13 protein-coding genes and 2 pseudogenes are annotated in these 13,396 nt (G+C 57.3%); 13 read left to right on the plus strand and 2 right to left on the minus strand.

What is annotated here, in order from left to right:
- Nucleotides 1-93: 93 nt before the first annotated feature.
- The gene (gene ggt / locus B3729_RS17240) at nt 94-1,872 is read left to right on the plus strand and encodes a gamma-glutamyltransferase (protein ID WP_286788522.1); all 1,779 of its coding nucleotides are present in this window, start codon (nt 94-96) and stop codon (nt 1,870-1,872) included.
- A gap of 15 nt (nt 1,873-1,887) precedes the next feature.
- On the opposite strand, the gene B3729_RS17245 is transcribed toward ggt, so the two are convergent.
- On the minus strand, nt 1,888-2,886 hold the full coding sequence (locus tag B3729_RS17245; RefSeq protein ID WP_208825502.1) for a LysR family transcriptional regulator: 999 nt from the start codon (nt 2,884-2,886) through the stop codon (nt 1,888-1,890).
- A gap of 93 nt (nt 2,887-2,979) precedes the next feature.
- Here B3729_RS17245 and B3729_RS17250 point away from each other — a divergent pair, with 93 nt between their 5' ends.
- From B3729_RS17250 to B3729_RS17270, 5 genes are all read left to right on the plus strand, one after another.
- Entirely contained in the window at nt 2,980-3,615 is a 636-nt protein-coding gene (locus B3729_RS17250) for an alanyl-tRNA editing protein (protein ID WP_150345930.1), read from the plus strand.
- 87 nt (nt 3,616-3,702) lie between these two features.
- Nucleotides 3,703-4,473, plus strand: a complete 771-nt coding sequence (locus B3729_RS17255) for a 2OG-Fe(II) oxygenase (protein WP_286788523.1) — start codon at nt 3,703-3,705, stop codon at nt 4,471-4,473.
- Nucleotides 4,474-4,475: 2 nt separating this feature from the next.
- On the plus strand, nt 4,476-5,117 hold the full coding sequence (locus B3729_RS17260; protein WP_125889331.1) for a LysE family translocator: 642 nt from the start codon (nt 4,476-4,478) through the stop codon (nt 5,115-5,117).
- Nucleotides 5,118-5,226: 109 nt separating this feature from the next.
- Nucleotides 5,227-5,547 (plus strand): Arc family DNA-binding protein, encoded by a 321-nt coding sequence (locus tag B3729_RS17265; protein WP_010798506.1) that lies wholly within the window; start codon nt 5,227-5,229, stop codon nt 5,545-5,547.
- A gap of 434 nt (nt 5,548-5,981) precedes the next feature.
- Nucleotides 5,982-6,470 (plus strand): hypothetical protein, encoded by a 489-nt coding sequence (locus B3729_RS17270; RefSeq protein ID WP_286788524.1) that lies wholly within the window; start codon nt 5,982-5,984, stop codon nt 6,468-6,470.
- Between the two features lie 8 nt (nt 6,471-6,478).
- Here the strand turns inward: B3729_RS17270 and B3729_RS17275 are convergent, their stop codons facing one another.
- On the minus strand, nt 6,479-6,934 hold the full coding sequence (locus tag B3729_RS17275) for a DUF2231 domain-containing protein (RefSeq protein ID WP_010798508.1): 456 nt from the start codon (nt 6,932-6,934) through the stop codon (nt 6,479-6,481).
- A gap of 90 nt (nt 6,935-7,024) precedes the next feature.
- Here B3729_RS17275 and coxB point away from each other — a divergent pair, with 90 nt between their 5' ends.
- The 7 genes and pseudogenes from coxB to B3729_RS17310 all read left to right on the plus strand — a co-directional run.
- The gene (coxB, locus tag B3729_RS17280; RefSeq protein WP_286788525.1) at nt 7,025-7,963 is read left to right on the plus strand and encodes a cytochrome c oxidase subunit II; all 939 of its coding nucleotides are present in this window, start codon (nt 7,025-7,027) and stop codon (nt 7,961-7,963) included.
- A gap of 5 nt (nt 7,964-7,968) precedes the next feature.
- Entirely contained in the window at nt 7,969-10,494 is a 2,526-nt protein-coding gene (gene ctaD, locus B3729_RS17285) for a cytochrome c oxidase subunit I (RefSeq protein WP_286788564.1), read from the plus strand.
- A complete protein-coding gene (locus tag B3729_RS17290) occupies nt 10,494-10,841 on the plus strand; it encodes a hypothetical protein (protein ID WP_074825703.1) in 348 nt (115 codons plus the stop codon). The genes ctaD and B3729_RS17290 overlap by 1 nt, the downstream gene beginning before the upstream one ends.
- Complete coding sequence (locus B3729_RS17295) at nt 10,832-11,635, plus strand: cytochrome c oxidase assembly protein (RefSeq protein WP_286788526.1); 804 nt, start codon at nt 10,832-10,834, stop codon at nt 11,633-11,635. Before B3729_RS17290 ends, B3729_RS17295 begins: the two co-directional genes overlap by 10 nt.
- Nucleotides 11,636-11,715: 80 nt before the next feature.
- Nucleotides 11,716-11,901 (plus strand): annotated as a pseudogene (locus tag B3729_RS17300) (transporter); the annotation flags it as partial.
- Between the two features lie 18 nt (nt 11,902-11,919).
- A complete protein-coding gene (gene otnI, locus B3729_RS17305; protein WP_286788527.1) occupies nt 11,920-12,699 on the plus strand; it encodes a 2-oxo-tetronate isomerase in 780 nt (259 codons plus the stop codon).
- A 249-nt stretch (nt 12,700-12,948) separates the two neighbouring features.
- Nucleotides 12,949-13,392, plus strand: a pseudogene (locus B3729_RS17310) (YsnF/AvaK domain-containing protein); the annotation flags it as partial.
- Nucleotides 13,393-13,396 lie beyond the last annotated feature (4 nt).

Raw genomic sequence — 13,396 nt, forward strand, 5'->3', positions numbered from 1 at the left:
CCCAGCAGCCTTTAGTATCCATAGCGATGTGCACGCGCGGTTCCACCGGTTCAATGTGCTACGCCTTATAACAATCCCAACAAGGAGACCTTGATGTTCGCCCGATGGACATTGCCATTTGCTGCAGCGGTATCACTTTCCATCTCCATGCTTCTGTCACCTGCACTTACGTTTGCGGCCTCAAGCCCTGCCGTGGAGGCCAGGCATGGAATGGTCGTCTCGTCGCAACAGCTGGCTTCCCAGGTAGGCGTGGATATTCTCAAGAAAGGGGGTAACGCCATCGACGCCGCCGTTGCTGTCGGTTATGCGCAGGCCGTGGTCAATCCCTGTTGCGGCAATATCGGTGGCGGTGGCTTCATGACAATCCACTTGGCGGATGGCAAAGATACCTTTATCGACTTTCGCGAAAAGGCGCCTGCTGCCGCCAGTGCAGATATGTATCTCGATAGCAACGGCAAGGTCCGTAAAGACGCCAGCCTATATGGCTATCTGGCCGCTGGCGTGCCCGGTACGGTATTGGGCCTGGACACCGCTCACCAGCGGTACGGCAAGCTGACCCGAGAGCAGGTCATGGCGCCGGCGATCCGGCTGGCACGGGAAGGCTTTGTATTGACCCGGGCGGATACCGATATCCTCGACACTACCGTTGAACGCTTCAAGCATGATCCGGAAGCCGCACGACTTTTCCTGCGCAAGGACGGCTCTCCACTTCAGCCGGGTGACCGTCTGATACAGACCGACCTTGCCAACACCCTCGCTGCCATCGCCAAAGAGGGACCGAACGCCTTCTACCAGGGACGCATTCCCCAGGCTGTCGAAAAGGCGGCCAAGGCAGGGGGCGGCATCCTGACGGCAGAGGATTTTGCGCGTTACACCATCAACGAAACCGCACCGCTTACCTGTACCTACCGAGGCTACACCTTTGTGTCTGCCCCACCGCCCAGCTCGGGAGGTGTGACCTTGTGCGAAACCCTTAATATTCTTGAAGGTTATGACCTGAAAAGCATGGGCTTCAATTCGGCGGATTATATCCATACCCTGACCGAAGCCATGCGGCAGGCCTATCTGGACCGCAACACGTCCCTGGGCGATCCGGCCTTTGTCGATAACCCCATCGAGCAGCTCACCAACAAGGACTACGCCGCCCAGGTACGCAACCGGATTATTCCCAACAAGGCCACCCCGTCGGCGCAGGTCATTCCAGGCATGGAAACACGAGAAAAGCCAGAGACCACGCACTATTCCATCATGGATGAACACGGAAATGCCGTTTCCACGACCTATACCATCAATGGCCGATTCGGATCAGTCGTTATTGCGCCCGGAACTGGGTTCTTTTTGAATAATGAGATGGATGATTTTACCGTGAAGGTGGGTGAGCAGAACCTGTATGGTCTTGTTCAAGGCACAGCCAATGCGATAGCTCCTGGCAAGCGGCCGCTGTCGTCGATGACGCCCACCCTGATCAACAAAGATGGCAAAACCTTCATGGTCCTGGGCTCACCCGGTGGTTCGCGCATCATCTCCATCACGTTGCAGACCGCCCTTAACGTCATTGATCATGGAATGCCGCCTCAGGAAGCAGTCGATGCGCCACGAATTCATCATCAATGGATGCCGGATGAGGTGTATTACGAGCAACGCGGTGTATCAGCCGACAGCCTCAAGCTCTTGCAGGACATGGGCTATACCATGGTGCAGCAGACACCATGGGGCGCAGCCGAGCTGATCATGGTGGGCCTGCCGGGTGCGCCTGGCGTCACGGCAGATGACTCCGGCAACGACTCGGCAGTATCCGGGCGGGTGCGGGAAGGCTTTCTTTACGGCTCCAACGATGTACGCCGTCCCGCAGGCGCCGCAATCGGCTATTGAGCCCTCCAGGCGGCGCTACCAATCGCCGCCTGCCTCTGGCATCTCGTATTCCCGGTACTGGGTTACTGCCATGCCGATCTCCGGATCGTCATGGAGGGTTGGCTCCTGACTCAGTCGTTCGACCAGAAAGTCGATAAACACCTTGAGCTTGGGTTGCAGGTGCCTGGTTGCTGGATAGAGCAGCCAGGCTCCTCCGCAGTATTGCGTCTGGAATGACCACTCAGGCAGCACTTGAACAATCAGACCCTTGCGTAAGGCGTAGCGCGCGGTGAAATAGGGAAGACTGCCGATACCGATATGGTGCAGCACAGCGTCCAGTCGCGCACCAGTATGATTGGCGGCATAACGGCCGCGAACGTTGACGCTTACGCTCTTGTTGCCTTTTCTGAACCGCCAACGTGAATCGGCCGGCTCCTGCCCCAGGTAAATGCAGCTGTGCGTTGTCAGCTCCCGAGGATGCTCCGGCGTGCCATGCTCTGCCAGATAATGGGGCGTCGCCGCCAGTAGATGGTCGATCTGCACCAGTTCTCGTCCCATCAGGCCGGGCGGTGGCTGATCCGTAATGCGGATAGCCAGGTCCACATCACCATCGATGAGATCGACATAGTGGTCGCTCAGATTCATCTGCACATCCACTTGCGGGTAGAGCCGCAAAAATTCGGGCAGGTGCGGATGAATCAGAAATCGCCCTACTGCCTTCGGCACACTCAGGCGGATAACACCCTCCGGCGTCTGACTGAACTGCCCGCTGACCTCCATGACGGCGCGCGCAGCGTTCACCATGTCGACACAGCGCCGATAGACCTCTTCTCCGCTTTCGCTCAAACGAAGCTTGCGTGTCGTCCGGTTGAGCAGGCGTGTCGCCAGGGCCTTTTCAAGCCGGGCTACACTTCGGCTGGTGGAAGACGGTGTCGTGCCCAGCTGACGTGCAGCCTCGGAGAAGCTTCCAGTTTCGACGACCTTGACGAAAACAACCATCTCGCCCATTAGCATGATTGATAGATTTGTGCTCACCGCGCAAAAGTCCTTTGGAATGCAGGCGGATTATCACAATATCACCCCTTCCCTAGAATGGGGCAGGCATCTGCTTTGCAAAGGGCTTTAGACATGACTCAGCGTCTGTATTATTCGAGTGACATTCTGGTCATGGAGGTTGAAGTTACCGCCTGTGCCCCTTGGGAAGATCTCTATGCGGTGGAGTTGGCCGCCACGCCCTTCCATCCCCAGGGCGGCGGGCAACCCAGCGATACCGGCTGGCTGGGCGACACAGAGGTCGTCATGGTCAAACAGGACGGCGAGCGTATCGTCCACTACACACGAGAGCCTGTAACACTGGGCTCCGTGCAAGCCCGTGTCGATGAGAACCGACGTCGACTGCATACACACTTGCACTCGGCCGGTCATCTGATCGGTCATATCGGAGAGGCGTTTGGCTGGCGACCCGTCAAGGCACACCATTGGCCAGGAGAAGGCCGTATTGAGTTCATGCCCGGTCAGGAGGCTCGGCCTCTGGATGCGGAGCAGCTGGAATCTCATTTCGACCAGTACGTGCAACAGGATCTACCGGTCAGCATCACCCTCGATGACGAAGGCCAGCGTAGGGTTGGTTTTGGCGATTTTACGCCTTACGGCTGTGGCGGCACGCATGTTCGCTCCTCGCGGGAGCTTAACGGACTGAAGGATCTCCTGCTCAAGGAAAAGAAAGGAAAACTCTCCGTTCATTACGATGTGACTTCCCCATGACGTGATCACACGATGGTCAGGGTCTGCGACGTGTAACAACCATACGAGCACACCAGGAAGTCACCCTATCACCCAAGGAACCTGCTCATGATGCTTGAAAAGCAGCGTCTCGAGACGTCGTCCATCAACGCTCTCGCTAACGAAGAGGTCATGGCGATCCACGTCAGGCAGTTCATTCCTCAGGAACTGGCGTCGAAGATAGCCCAGCAAATTCTCGGACAGGGTTTCGAAAGCTACCTTAACGCACCCAGTATCGGCCGTATCGGCATGGCCTTTTACGAGGCTGAAAATCAGCCGCCCCGGCTGGCGGACTATTTTGAAAGCGTCTACGAAAACATCGAAGAACTGCGACGGCGTTGCCAGCCGTATCTGTCCCCTATCGATCTGCTGCGCTGCACGCTCGATGAAGTCTGGCCTGCGGGCGCCCGGCTGCAAACCCTGTATGGACGCAAGATGTATGTAGGGCTTTCCCGCGTCGTCAAACCGGGCGTTCGCTTCCTTGCCCATCACGACATCTTTGCCAAGGATGCTCCGCAGAGCATCGAGGCCATGAGCCTTGAGGCCCAGATGGCCTGCAACGTTTACCTGAACATGCCAAGCGAGGGCGGCGCCCTGCAGCTCTGGCGAACCGAGCTTACGCCCGATCAGTTCGACGCCCTGCGTGGCACAAGCTATGGGATAGACCCCACCCTGCTGGGACCACCCGATGTTGAAATCCGACCGGAGCCGGGTGACCTCATTCTCTTCAACTCAAGAAAGATGCATGCGGTCACTCCCGGTTCGGACCATTTACGCCTCAGCCTGTCGTGTTTTGTTGGATACCGAGGCGCTGGCAGTCCGTTGACCTTCTGGAGTTGAAATTGACGTCCTCTTACTTCACCGAATTTTTAAGCCTTGCCATCATCCATTTTCTGGCGGTGGTCGCACCAGGGCCCGATTTTGCCATCACGGTACGCCAGAGCGTTCGCTACGGACGTCTGGTCGGGCTGTTTACGGCGTTGGGCATCGGAGCAGGCATTTCGGTACATGTGCTCTATACGCTGCTGGGCATCGGTGCCCTGATGCACGCCACTCCCTGGCTGCTCAGTGTTGCAAAAGTCATTGGGGGCGCCTACATCCTTTATCTAGGCATCAGCCTGCTCAAAAGCAAGCCGACCCAGGCATTGGATGAAGTGCAAGGCGGCACGGTGGCTGTCGATGAGCAAACCATCGGCAAAGCATTCCGTATTGGGTTCCTCACCAATGCTACCAACCCCAAGGCAACCCTGTTTTTTCTGGCGATCTTTACTACCGTGGTGAGCGCACAAACCCCAATGAAAATCCAGGCGCTGTATGGCTTGTGGATGTGTTGTGTGAACGCAGCCTGGTTCATGATCGTCAGCTTTCTGTTTTCTAGCCCTCGTGTGCGACAACTGTTCCTGCGCATGGGGCACTGGTTCGAACGTACGATGGGGCTAGTGCTGGTGTTCTTCGCCGGCCGGTTGTTGCTGTCGATCATCTAAGTGTTTCACGGCTCGATAGCCACAAGCTGCCGGGCCGTGTCGAAACCTGGCTGGAGCGGTTCACTGCACAGCTGTTTGTCCCTACCCCAGCACGGAGCTGAATAGACTCATGCCACAAGCCATTCGATCCTACTCGACCCGTACCGCCGAAAAATTTGTCCTCCGGCTGCCTGAAGGCATGCGTGAGCGTATTGCAGAGGTTGCTCGCAACCACCACCGCAGCATGAACTCCGAAATCATCTCGTACCTGGAGCATAGTCTGGTGCAGGACGGCCTTCTGGAAGCTGATCCCGACATGCGCATGGACAGCCCGACCCTGAGTCTGCACGAACGGGAACTGCTCCAGCGCTTCCGCCAGCTTTCCGGTCGACAGCAGAATGCCCTTATCTCGCTGATTGCCGATGACCTTGAACGCGTAGGCGAGCACTGAACCAAGGTTCTCCCTCCAGGGCTCCCAACTGCTTTACCAGGCTGCCCAGCACCACCGGGCCAGCCAGGGGCACGCGACTATCCGGCCACCCAATCGTGCTCCAGAGGATATGGAGATGCGCCTGGCGACAGCGTAAAAAGCTGTCGCTTTCTTTAACGTAAGGCCCGCACTGGCGGGCTTTGCTCTACGCTCAGAAGCCTTTGCCTGAAAAGCCAGAAACCCATTCAGGCGAAGGCCATGGCCTCATGATGGATTCTCTTTTCCTTCCCGGACAGGCTGGGTACTGTAGCCATGGGTGAGGAATCGCCTGAACCGATCCATACAATTCATGTTACAACCCGCTACGCCCTGATCCGAACATCTGCAAACCTCATGGGGTCGGACCCCAAGGACCGGCCGTAGGCCAGCATGTATCTGGATCATTAGGACGACTTATGCCGTTGTTGAAGCTGCTGCATTTTCTGGGATTGATTGGGTGGTGCGGCAGCCTGCTCTATCTACCGGGCCTGTTGATGGCCCAGGTTCATGACATACACAAGGCCGACAGACCTTATCGGTCTGGTACAGGCGACATTACTTCAGAGCTAGACGCTCCCGTTCCGGCCCTACAGCTGCTAAGGCCTGAGCTGCTGCGCTATGTATTCACGCTCATTGCCACCCCTTGTGCGTTGGTAGCGATTATCAGCGGAACACTTCTGTTCATCCGTCACAGCCTTTTCGATCCCTGGTTGATCCTGAAGCTCAGCCTGGTAGCCGTCATGGTAGTAGGACACGCCTTATGTGGTGCGCTGATTCTGAAAAGCGATAACCTGACGCCCAGGACCATACGGGCATGGAGCATAGGCCTGGCGGTTGCGCTCAGTCTGGCTATCGGGGGCACGCTGTATCTTGTCCTGGCCAAGCCAGGTTGGAGCGGCGCATGACCAACCGATCAGCTTTCCACGTCCACCCCAACCGCATGTTCGTAGACCAGACGGCCTCCCAGATAGCTGGCAAGGGAAATCAGTACAGCGGTAACGCCGGTCAGGTAAAAGCTCCAGAGCACGAGCTCTTCACCCCCCTGATACCGCACCATCCAGTTGAGCGAAGCCAGGGACAACATCATTACGGCCAGAATGGCATGGCACCATGCTGTAATACGTCGGCGTATATCCGCCACGGTAGTAATGTCGATCAGTCCGGCGATACTGGCTACCCAACCACCCGCAGCCCCTACACCTGCCAACCACAGTCCGGCTCGTGCCCAGAACTCATCGCCCGTCCACCAGAAGCCGAAATCGGCACCCACCAGTGCGATCAGCGCCGCGACGGGAAAGTGAATCAGCATGGGATGAATCGGGTGGCCCGCTACGGCGGCGCGGCTTTCGATGTTGTCGGTCGCAGGCATGCAGGACTCTCCAGTCGATGGCAGACCTTTAAATGGACCGCATGGGGACTGACAGTTCCCTTGGTAAGCGGCTGTAGCGGTACACAGTCCATGCTCGACCCCTATGGCCCAGCAGCCCGGGCCGTCGCCTGGACCTGGTGGGCCATGTTTGGTTTCTCCGCCGTCGTCCTGATAGGTGTAGTAGCGCTCTGGTTGATCGGAATGCGTCGCCCGCCGGCAGCTGTACCGGAGGAAAAGGTTGCGCGCTACAACCGCCGCTGGATTGTCTGGGGAGGCATTGTGCTGCCTTGCGTCAGTATCGTGCTATTGCTCAGCTTTGGCATTCCTCAGGGTAAACGCATGCTGCCGCTGCCAGTGGAAGGCGTACAGCCGCTCAAAGTTGAGGTGATCGGTCATCAGTGGTGGTGGGAAGTGCGCTATCCCGAAAGCGGCGTGGTAACGGCCAACCAGATGAACCTTCCGGCCGGTCGCCCGCTGGATATTCACGTCAGCAGCGCGGACGTGATCCACTCCTTCTGGATTCCGCGCCTGGGCGGCAAGATCGACATGATTCCCGGCCGCACAAACGTCATCCGTCTGGAAGCGGACCGACCAGCGACACACCGCGGGCAATGCAGCGAATTCTGCGGCATGCAGCACACCCACATGATTCTCTACAGCGAGGTCCAGACAGCTGAGGATTTCGAAACCTGGATCCAGGCGCGACAGCAATGGCAGGCGCCTGCGCCAAAGCCCGAAGCCAGAGGCCTCTTTGAGCGCGAGTGTGCCGCCTGTCATCAGGTCAGCGGACTTGAGTCGCCGCTTGGAGGGATCACAGGCGAAACGTTGCTGATAGGGCCGGATCTGGGCGACGTAGGTAGCCGCAGCCACCTGGGCGCCGGAGTGCTCAAAAATGAACCAGGCGCCATTCGCCGCTGGCTTTCAGAGCATCAGACCCTCAAGCCGGAAAACCGTATGCCGCCGCTGGATCACCTGGGGAATACGGAACTCGATGTACTTGCCGACTGGCTGGAGACTCTCACCCCATGAGCGACATGACCACCCATACCCACGGTGAGCAGGCCGAACAGGATCGTCTTCACCAGGATCTTGATCAGGTCTGGGGTAATCCCCGTGGCTGGCGCGCACTCAGTATCGTCAACCACACCACCATTGGGGTGCGTTTTTTGGTGACGGGCCTATTTTTCTTTCTGGTTGGACTGCTTCTGGCCATGCTGATTCGCACCCAGCTGGCCATCCCGGGCAATACATTTCTGGGACCGGACGAATACAACCAGGTCTTCACCATGCACGGCACGGTCATGATGTTTCTGTTTGCCGTACCGATTCTGGAAGGTCTCGCCATCTACCTGCTACCCAAGATGCTGGGCGCACGCGATATGCTATTCCCACGCCTTTCATCCCTTGGCTACTGGTGCTACCTGTTCGGTGGATTGATCCTGCTGTCGAGCCTGCTATTGGATGTAGCTCCCAATGCCGGCTGGTTCATGTACACGCCCCTGTCGGACCGGGTGTACTCACCGGGACTCAACTCGGACTTCTGGCTGATCGGAATTACCTTTGTAGAAATCTCCGCTATCTCGGCAGGCGTCGAGATCGTCGTATCCATTCTTCGAGCGCGCGCCCCTGGCATGGGACTACACCAGATGCCGATCTTCGCCTGGTACATGCTCGTAGTAGCCATGATGATCCTGATCGGCTTTCCACCCATGATACTGGCAAGCCTGATGCTGGAGATTTCCCGTGCCGCCGATCTGCCCTTTTTCGATGTGGCCCGCGGGGGCGACCCTGTGCTGTGGCAGCATCTGTTCTGGCTGTTCGGCCACCCTGAGGTTTACATCATCTTTTTACCGGCCGCCGGTATCGTTTCGACCATTCTCCCGGTGTTCTGCGGGCGTCCGCTGGTGGGTTACCGCTGGGTTGTACTGGGTGTGCTAACGACTGGTTTCATCAGCTTTGGTCTATGGGTACACCATATGTTTACCATCGGCATTCCCCAACTGGCGCAACTGTTCTTTTCGGCGGCCAGCATGCTGGTGGCAGTGCCAACAGGGATTCAGGTGTTTTCCTGGATTGCGACCCTGTGGCTGGGTAAGCCTCGATTCGAGCTGCCCATGCTCTGGCTGGTAGGGTTTATCGTCATCTTTGTTGCAGGTGGGCTAACAGGCGTGATGCTCTCTCTCGTGCCGTTCGACTGGCAGGTGCACGACACCTACTTTGTCGTCGCCCATTTTCATTATGTGCTGGTAGGCGGCATGTTCTTCCCGCTGATGGCCGGCATCTACTACTGGCTACCCCATTTCTCAGGCCGGATGCCCTCCATGACGCTTGGGCGGTGGGGCTTCTGGCTGACCTTCATCGGCTTCAACATGACCTTTCTGATCATGCACTGGACGGGCCTTATGGGCATGCCACGGCGGGTCTATACCTATGAAAGCGGCCTGGGCTGGGATTTGCCCAACCTGATCTCCTCGATTGGCGGCTTCATCATAGCCTTTGGTGTTGCAACGTTTCTGCTCGACCTGTTCCTGCATTTCCGCTTTGGCGAGAAGGCCGGTAAGAATCCGTGGAAGGCGGATACGCTGGAGTGGGCAACGCAATTGCCACCCACTGCCTATAACTTCATCAGCTTGCCGGAAGTGACGACCCGCCATCCGTTGTGGGACCAGCCGCATCTGCCGGAAGCGATCGCCAATGGCGAATATGGCCTTTCGGTCAGTAGTCATGGTCGCCGCGAAACCTGGGGTGTCGATCCGGTTACCGGACGGGTACGCCATGTGATTCACCTACCCGGCAATTCGATGTGGCCCTTTGTGCTTTCGGCTGTACTGGCTGTGATGTGCATCTGCCTGTTAGTCAGTGCCTATACGTTAGCGGGTCTGGGTGCGCTGGCGGCGCTGATCATCTGTCTGCGCTGGAGCTGGGAAAACGGCGCTCATCCCAAGGCAGCGCCTGATGCGCATACCCAGCCGGATGAGCCTCCCTTGCACTCCCGTACGTTTGACGGTCCGGGCCTCTGGGGCATGGGAACCACATTGATTTCCAACGGCTCCCTTTACCTCTCGCTATTGTTCGGCTGGTTCTACCTGTGGAGCGTGTCGCCCAATTGGCAGATTCCTTCGCAGAACCCACTCAACCATGGACTTATGTTGGCCGCGTTGCTGCCGGCATTCATCGTCACCGGCTGGCTGCGCCGTGTCGTGAATCAGCTTAGGGAGAAGCACATTACGCACCTAGGGCCTCAACTGGCAGGTATCACTGTGCTTGGCCTGGTGCATACGCTGCTGCTGGTCTTGGTAATCATTGAAGCGCCTTTGAAGCCTACCGCAACAACCCACGATGCCGTGCTGCTGACCATGCTGGGTTACAGCCTGCTCCATGCCGTGGTAGGTGTCCTGGCTACTGCACTTCAGGCCTTGCGGGTGCATTGGGGGTATGTCGGGATCAATGCACCTTATGAGCCCAAGATCGTGCTGCAGTGGTGGGTTTATACCACAACGGTAGTTACCATCAGCTACATCGCCACGGTGCTGTTTCCCCTGACCTGGAATCCTTACTGATGCGTCCAGCCCATCCCTTGCAGTTGGTTGCAGGCCTTGTTGTCTGGAGCGTGTGGTTTATCTCTATCTATGGGGGGCTTACAGTAGCCTGCCAGATCACGCCGCCTGCTGCAGAAGCTGGTGCCCTCAATCGTATAAACCTCATGCTGGGTTTGCTTACGCTCGCCACACTGGTTTTTTTGCTGTGGAATGCGCGGCGCTGCTGGCAGGCTATTGGCCTAGGAGATTCCGAGGAGGCACGTCGGCAACGCTTCCTGGCAACGCTGGGCGCCGGACTGCACCTGGTCAGCGCAATCGCCACGCTGTTTGTAGGTATTCCCATTCTGTTGATGCCGCCATGCCTTTAGCCCTGATAATCCTGCTGGGTATTGCACCTTCGGCCTATGGTCATGGGTTACTAGAGGGTCATCTGACCGAACGTCTACCTATATGGGGCTGCGCTGTACTGCTGGCTGCCATGTGGGGGCTCTATTACATAGGGCAGCGCCGGGTTCCGCCTCATCGAGGCGAGGCGCTCTGGTTTCATGCCGGCATGGTCGTCGCAGCCCTGGCAACGTTTGGCCCGTTCGATGGCTGGGCGGAAACCAGTACAGCCATACATATGGTCCAGCATATGCTCTATATGATTATCGTTGCGCCCCTGTGGGCGCTCGCCAGACCGCTGCCCCAGTGGCAGGCTGCGTTACGTGGACGCGGCCGACGCGTCTGGCATCCCATCCTGAAGGCCGGTCGCTATCCAACAGCTGCAGCCCTGCTCCATGCGCTGGCGATCTGGGGCTGGCATGCCCCTAAACCTTACCAGCTCGCTCTGGATAACCTCTGGTGGCATGTCACCGAACACATCTGCTTTCTTTTTACCGGTTGGTTATTGTGGTGGTCGTGCCTGCATGCCAGTCATGCGCGTGTTCCTCAGGTGTTGCTTGCGCTTCTGCTCACACTCATGCATACCGGATTACTGGGCGCGCTTCTCACCTTCAGTACCCAAACGCTTTACCACGAATCAGGCGACCTGTCTGACCAACAGTTGGCAGGCCTCATCATGTGGGTACCTGGCAGCCTCGCCTATATGCTGGGTCTGGGCTGGATTGCCTGGCGATGGCTGAGCCGTCAATGGCGACGGACGTCGGAGCGGGCCACTTGAGAGCCTGCCGTCAAGATTGACAGGCTTTCAGGTGCTCACGGCAAGGCGAGCCGTACGGAATGCCGCTTGTTTCCTGAGTGGTGTTGACAATAGCCATGGGCGGAGGCGGGCTCGCCATGTCTCACATCAACGATGCGGGCTACTGGATCTTCACTAAACTGGCTGGGCTGAACGTGGGCGACGGCCTGCGAACCTGGACCGTACTGACCACACTGCTGGGCTCCCTGGGGTTTATCTTGACCCTGTTGCTCTGGCCCTTTGTCTGAACACTCGAAGGAGAGACCATGCCCCGCTTCGCTGCAAACCTGAGCATGCTATATCCCGAACACGACTTTCTCGACCGCTTTGCTGCGGCCGCGGCCGATGGCTTCAAGGCAGTCGAGTACCTGTTTCCTTACGACTACCCAGCTGCCGAGCTCAAGGCACGGCTCGACGACTACGGACTTGTCCAGGTGCTGTTCAACGCACCGCCTGGGAATTGGGCGACCGGGGAGCGCGGTCTCGCCTCCCTCCCCGGCCGCGAAGCTGAATTTCGGGATAGCATCGCCCGTGCGCTGGACTATGCTGCCGCTCTGGGTAATGACCGCTTTCATGTTATGGCCGGGCTGCTGCCGGCAGGCGCAGATCGCGCAACACACCGTGAGGTATACCTGCAAAACCTCACCTATGCGACACAGGAAGCGGCCAAGAGTGGCCTGACGGTAGTCATTGAGCCTATCAATACGCGTGATATGCCCGGTTTCTTCCTGAACCGGCAGGATGAGGCTCAGGCCATCTGTTCAGAAGTGGGTGCTGCCAACCTCAAGGTCCAATTTGATTGCTACCACTGCCAAATCGTAGAAGGAGATATCTCTGCAAAACTACGTCGTTACATAGCAGGTATTGGGCATATCCAGATAGCTGGCGTACCGGACCGCCACGAACCAGACAGCGGCGAAATCAATTATCCCTATCTGTTCCAGCTGATTGATGAATTGGGATACACCGGTTGGATCGGTTGTGAATACCGTCCCCGTGGAAATACATCTGAAGGCTTGGCATGGATGCGTCATCTAAGCGCTTAGGTCCTTTCTTCATGTCGGCGGGCGTTTCTGCGTCCGCCTCCTCTCATCACCTCCTTTAACAGCGTTACGCTTGCTCGGTTGCATTGGGCCGACTCCTACAGACCGCTTACGTTCCTGTAAATCTTCTGGTTTTAGACACAGCTCTCAACCAGTCTAGAACCGGCTCTACCGCTCGTAAGTTTCTCTGAACGAACCGTTCATGACTCACTCCATTTTCACGAAGGGCATGAAAACACCGAGCGAAATCAACAGCAGGATAGACGGATGAACAACGACCAGTCTGATAGGCAAGCAACCGAAACGATACCTATCGTTGAAGAGCGTGCCGAGCTTCATAAAGAGACTGTCGAATCCGGCCGCGTCCGGATCAACAAGACCGTCGAGTCCAAGGAATACACCGTTTCTGACGCCTTGCGGTATGAGGAAACGGTTATCGAACGGGTCAAATTCGACACGCCAGTCGACCCCGCTCACCTTCCACAGGTGCGACAGGACGGTGATGTCACCATCATCCCTGTTTTCGAAGAAATTCTGGTTGTTGAAAAACGCTTGATGTTGAAGGAAGAACTTCATGTCCAACGCGTCACTCGTGAAGCACAACGTACCGTGCCGGTCACATTGAAACGCGAAAACGTGACTGTAGAACGCAGCCACTCTCATCCGGAGTCAGATCACTCCGGTTCCGCGCGGTAATCGC

Source organism: Pseudomonas sp. UBA3149, from assembly GCF_002364655.1.
GTDB classification, from domain to species: domain Bacteria; phylum Pseudomonadota; class Gammaproteobacteria; order Pseudomonadales; family Pseudomonadaceae; genus Chryseomonas; species Chryseomonas luteola.

What these genes read in the sequence shown, in the direction of transcription:
- B3729_RS17275 (WP_010798508.1), bottom strand. Translation starts at nt 6,934, where the DNA reads ATGCCTGCGACCGACAACATCGAAAGCCGCGCCGCCGTAGCGGGCCAC.
- coxB (WP_286788525.1), top strand. Translation starts at nt 7,025, where the DNA reads ATGCTCGACCCCTATGGCCCAGCAGCCCGGGCCGTCGCCTGGACCTGG.
- B3729_RS17255 (WP_286788523.1), top strand. Translation starts at nt 3,703, where the DNA reads ATGATGCTTGAAAAGCAGCGTCTCGAGACGTCGTCCATCAACGCTCTC.
- B3729_RS17270 (WP_286788524.1), top strand. Translation starts at nt 5,982, where the DNA reads ATGCCGTTGTTGAAGCTGCTGCATTTTCTGGGATTGATTGGGTGGTGC.
- B3729_RS17250 (WP_150345930.1), top strand. Translation starts at nt 2,980, where the DNA reads ATGACTCAGCGTCTGTATTATTCGAGTGACATTCTGGTCATGGAGGTT.
- B3729_RS17290 (WP_074825703.1), top strand. Translation starts at nt 10,494, where the DNA reads ATGCGTCCAGCCCATCCCTTGCAGTTGGTTGCAGGCCTTGTTGTCTGG.
- ctaD (WP_286788564.1), top strand. Translation starts at nt 7,969, where the DNA reads ATGACCACCCATACCCACGGTGAGCAGGCCGAACAGGATCGTCTTCAC.
- ggt (WP_286788522.1), top strand. Translation starts at nt 94, where the DNA reads ATGTTCGCCCGATGGACATTGCCATTTGCTGCAGCGGTATCACTTTCC.
- otnI (WP_286788527.1), top strand. Translation starts at nt 11,920, where the DNA reads ATGCCCCGCTTCGCTGCAAACCTGAGCATGCTATATCCCGAACACGAC.
- B3729_RS17295 (WP_286788526.1), top strand. Translation starts at nt 10,832, where the DNA reads ATGCCTTTAGCCCTGATAATCCTGCTGGGTATTGCACCTTCGGCCTAT.
- B3729_RS17265 (WP_010798506.1), top strand. Translation starts at nt 5,227, where the DNA reads ATGCCACAAGCCATTCGATCCTACTCGACCCGTACCGCCGAAAAATTT.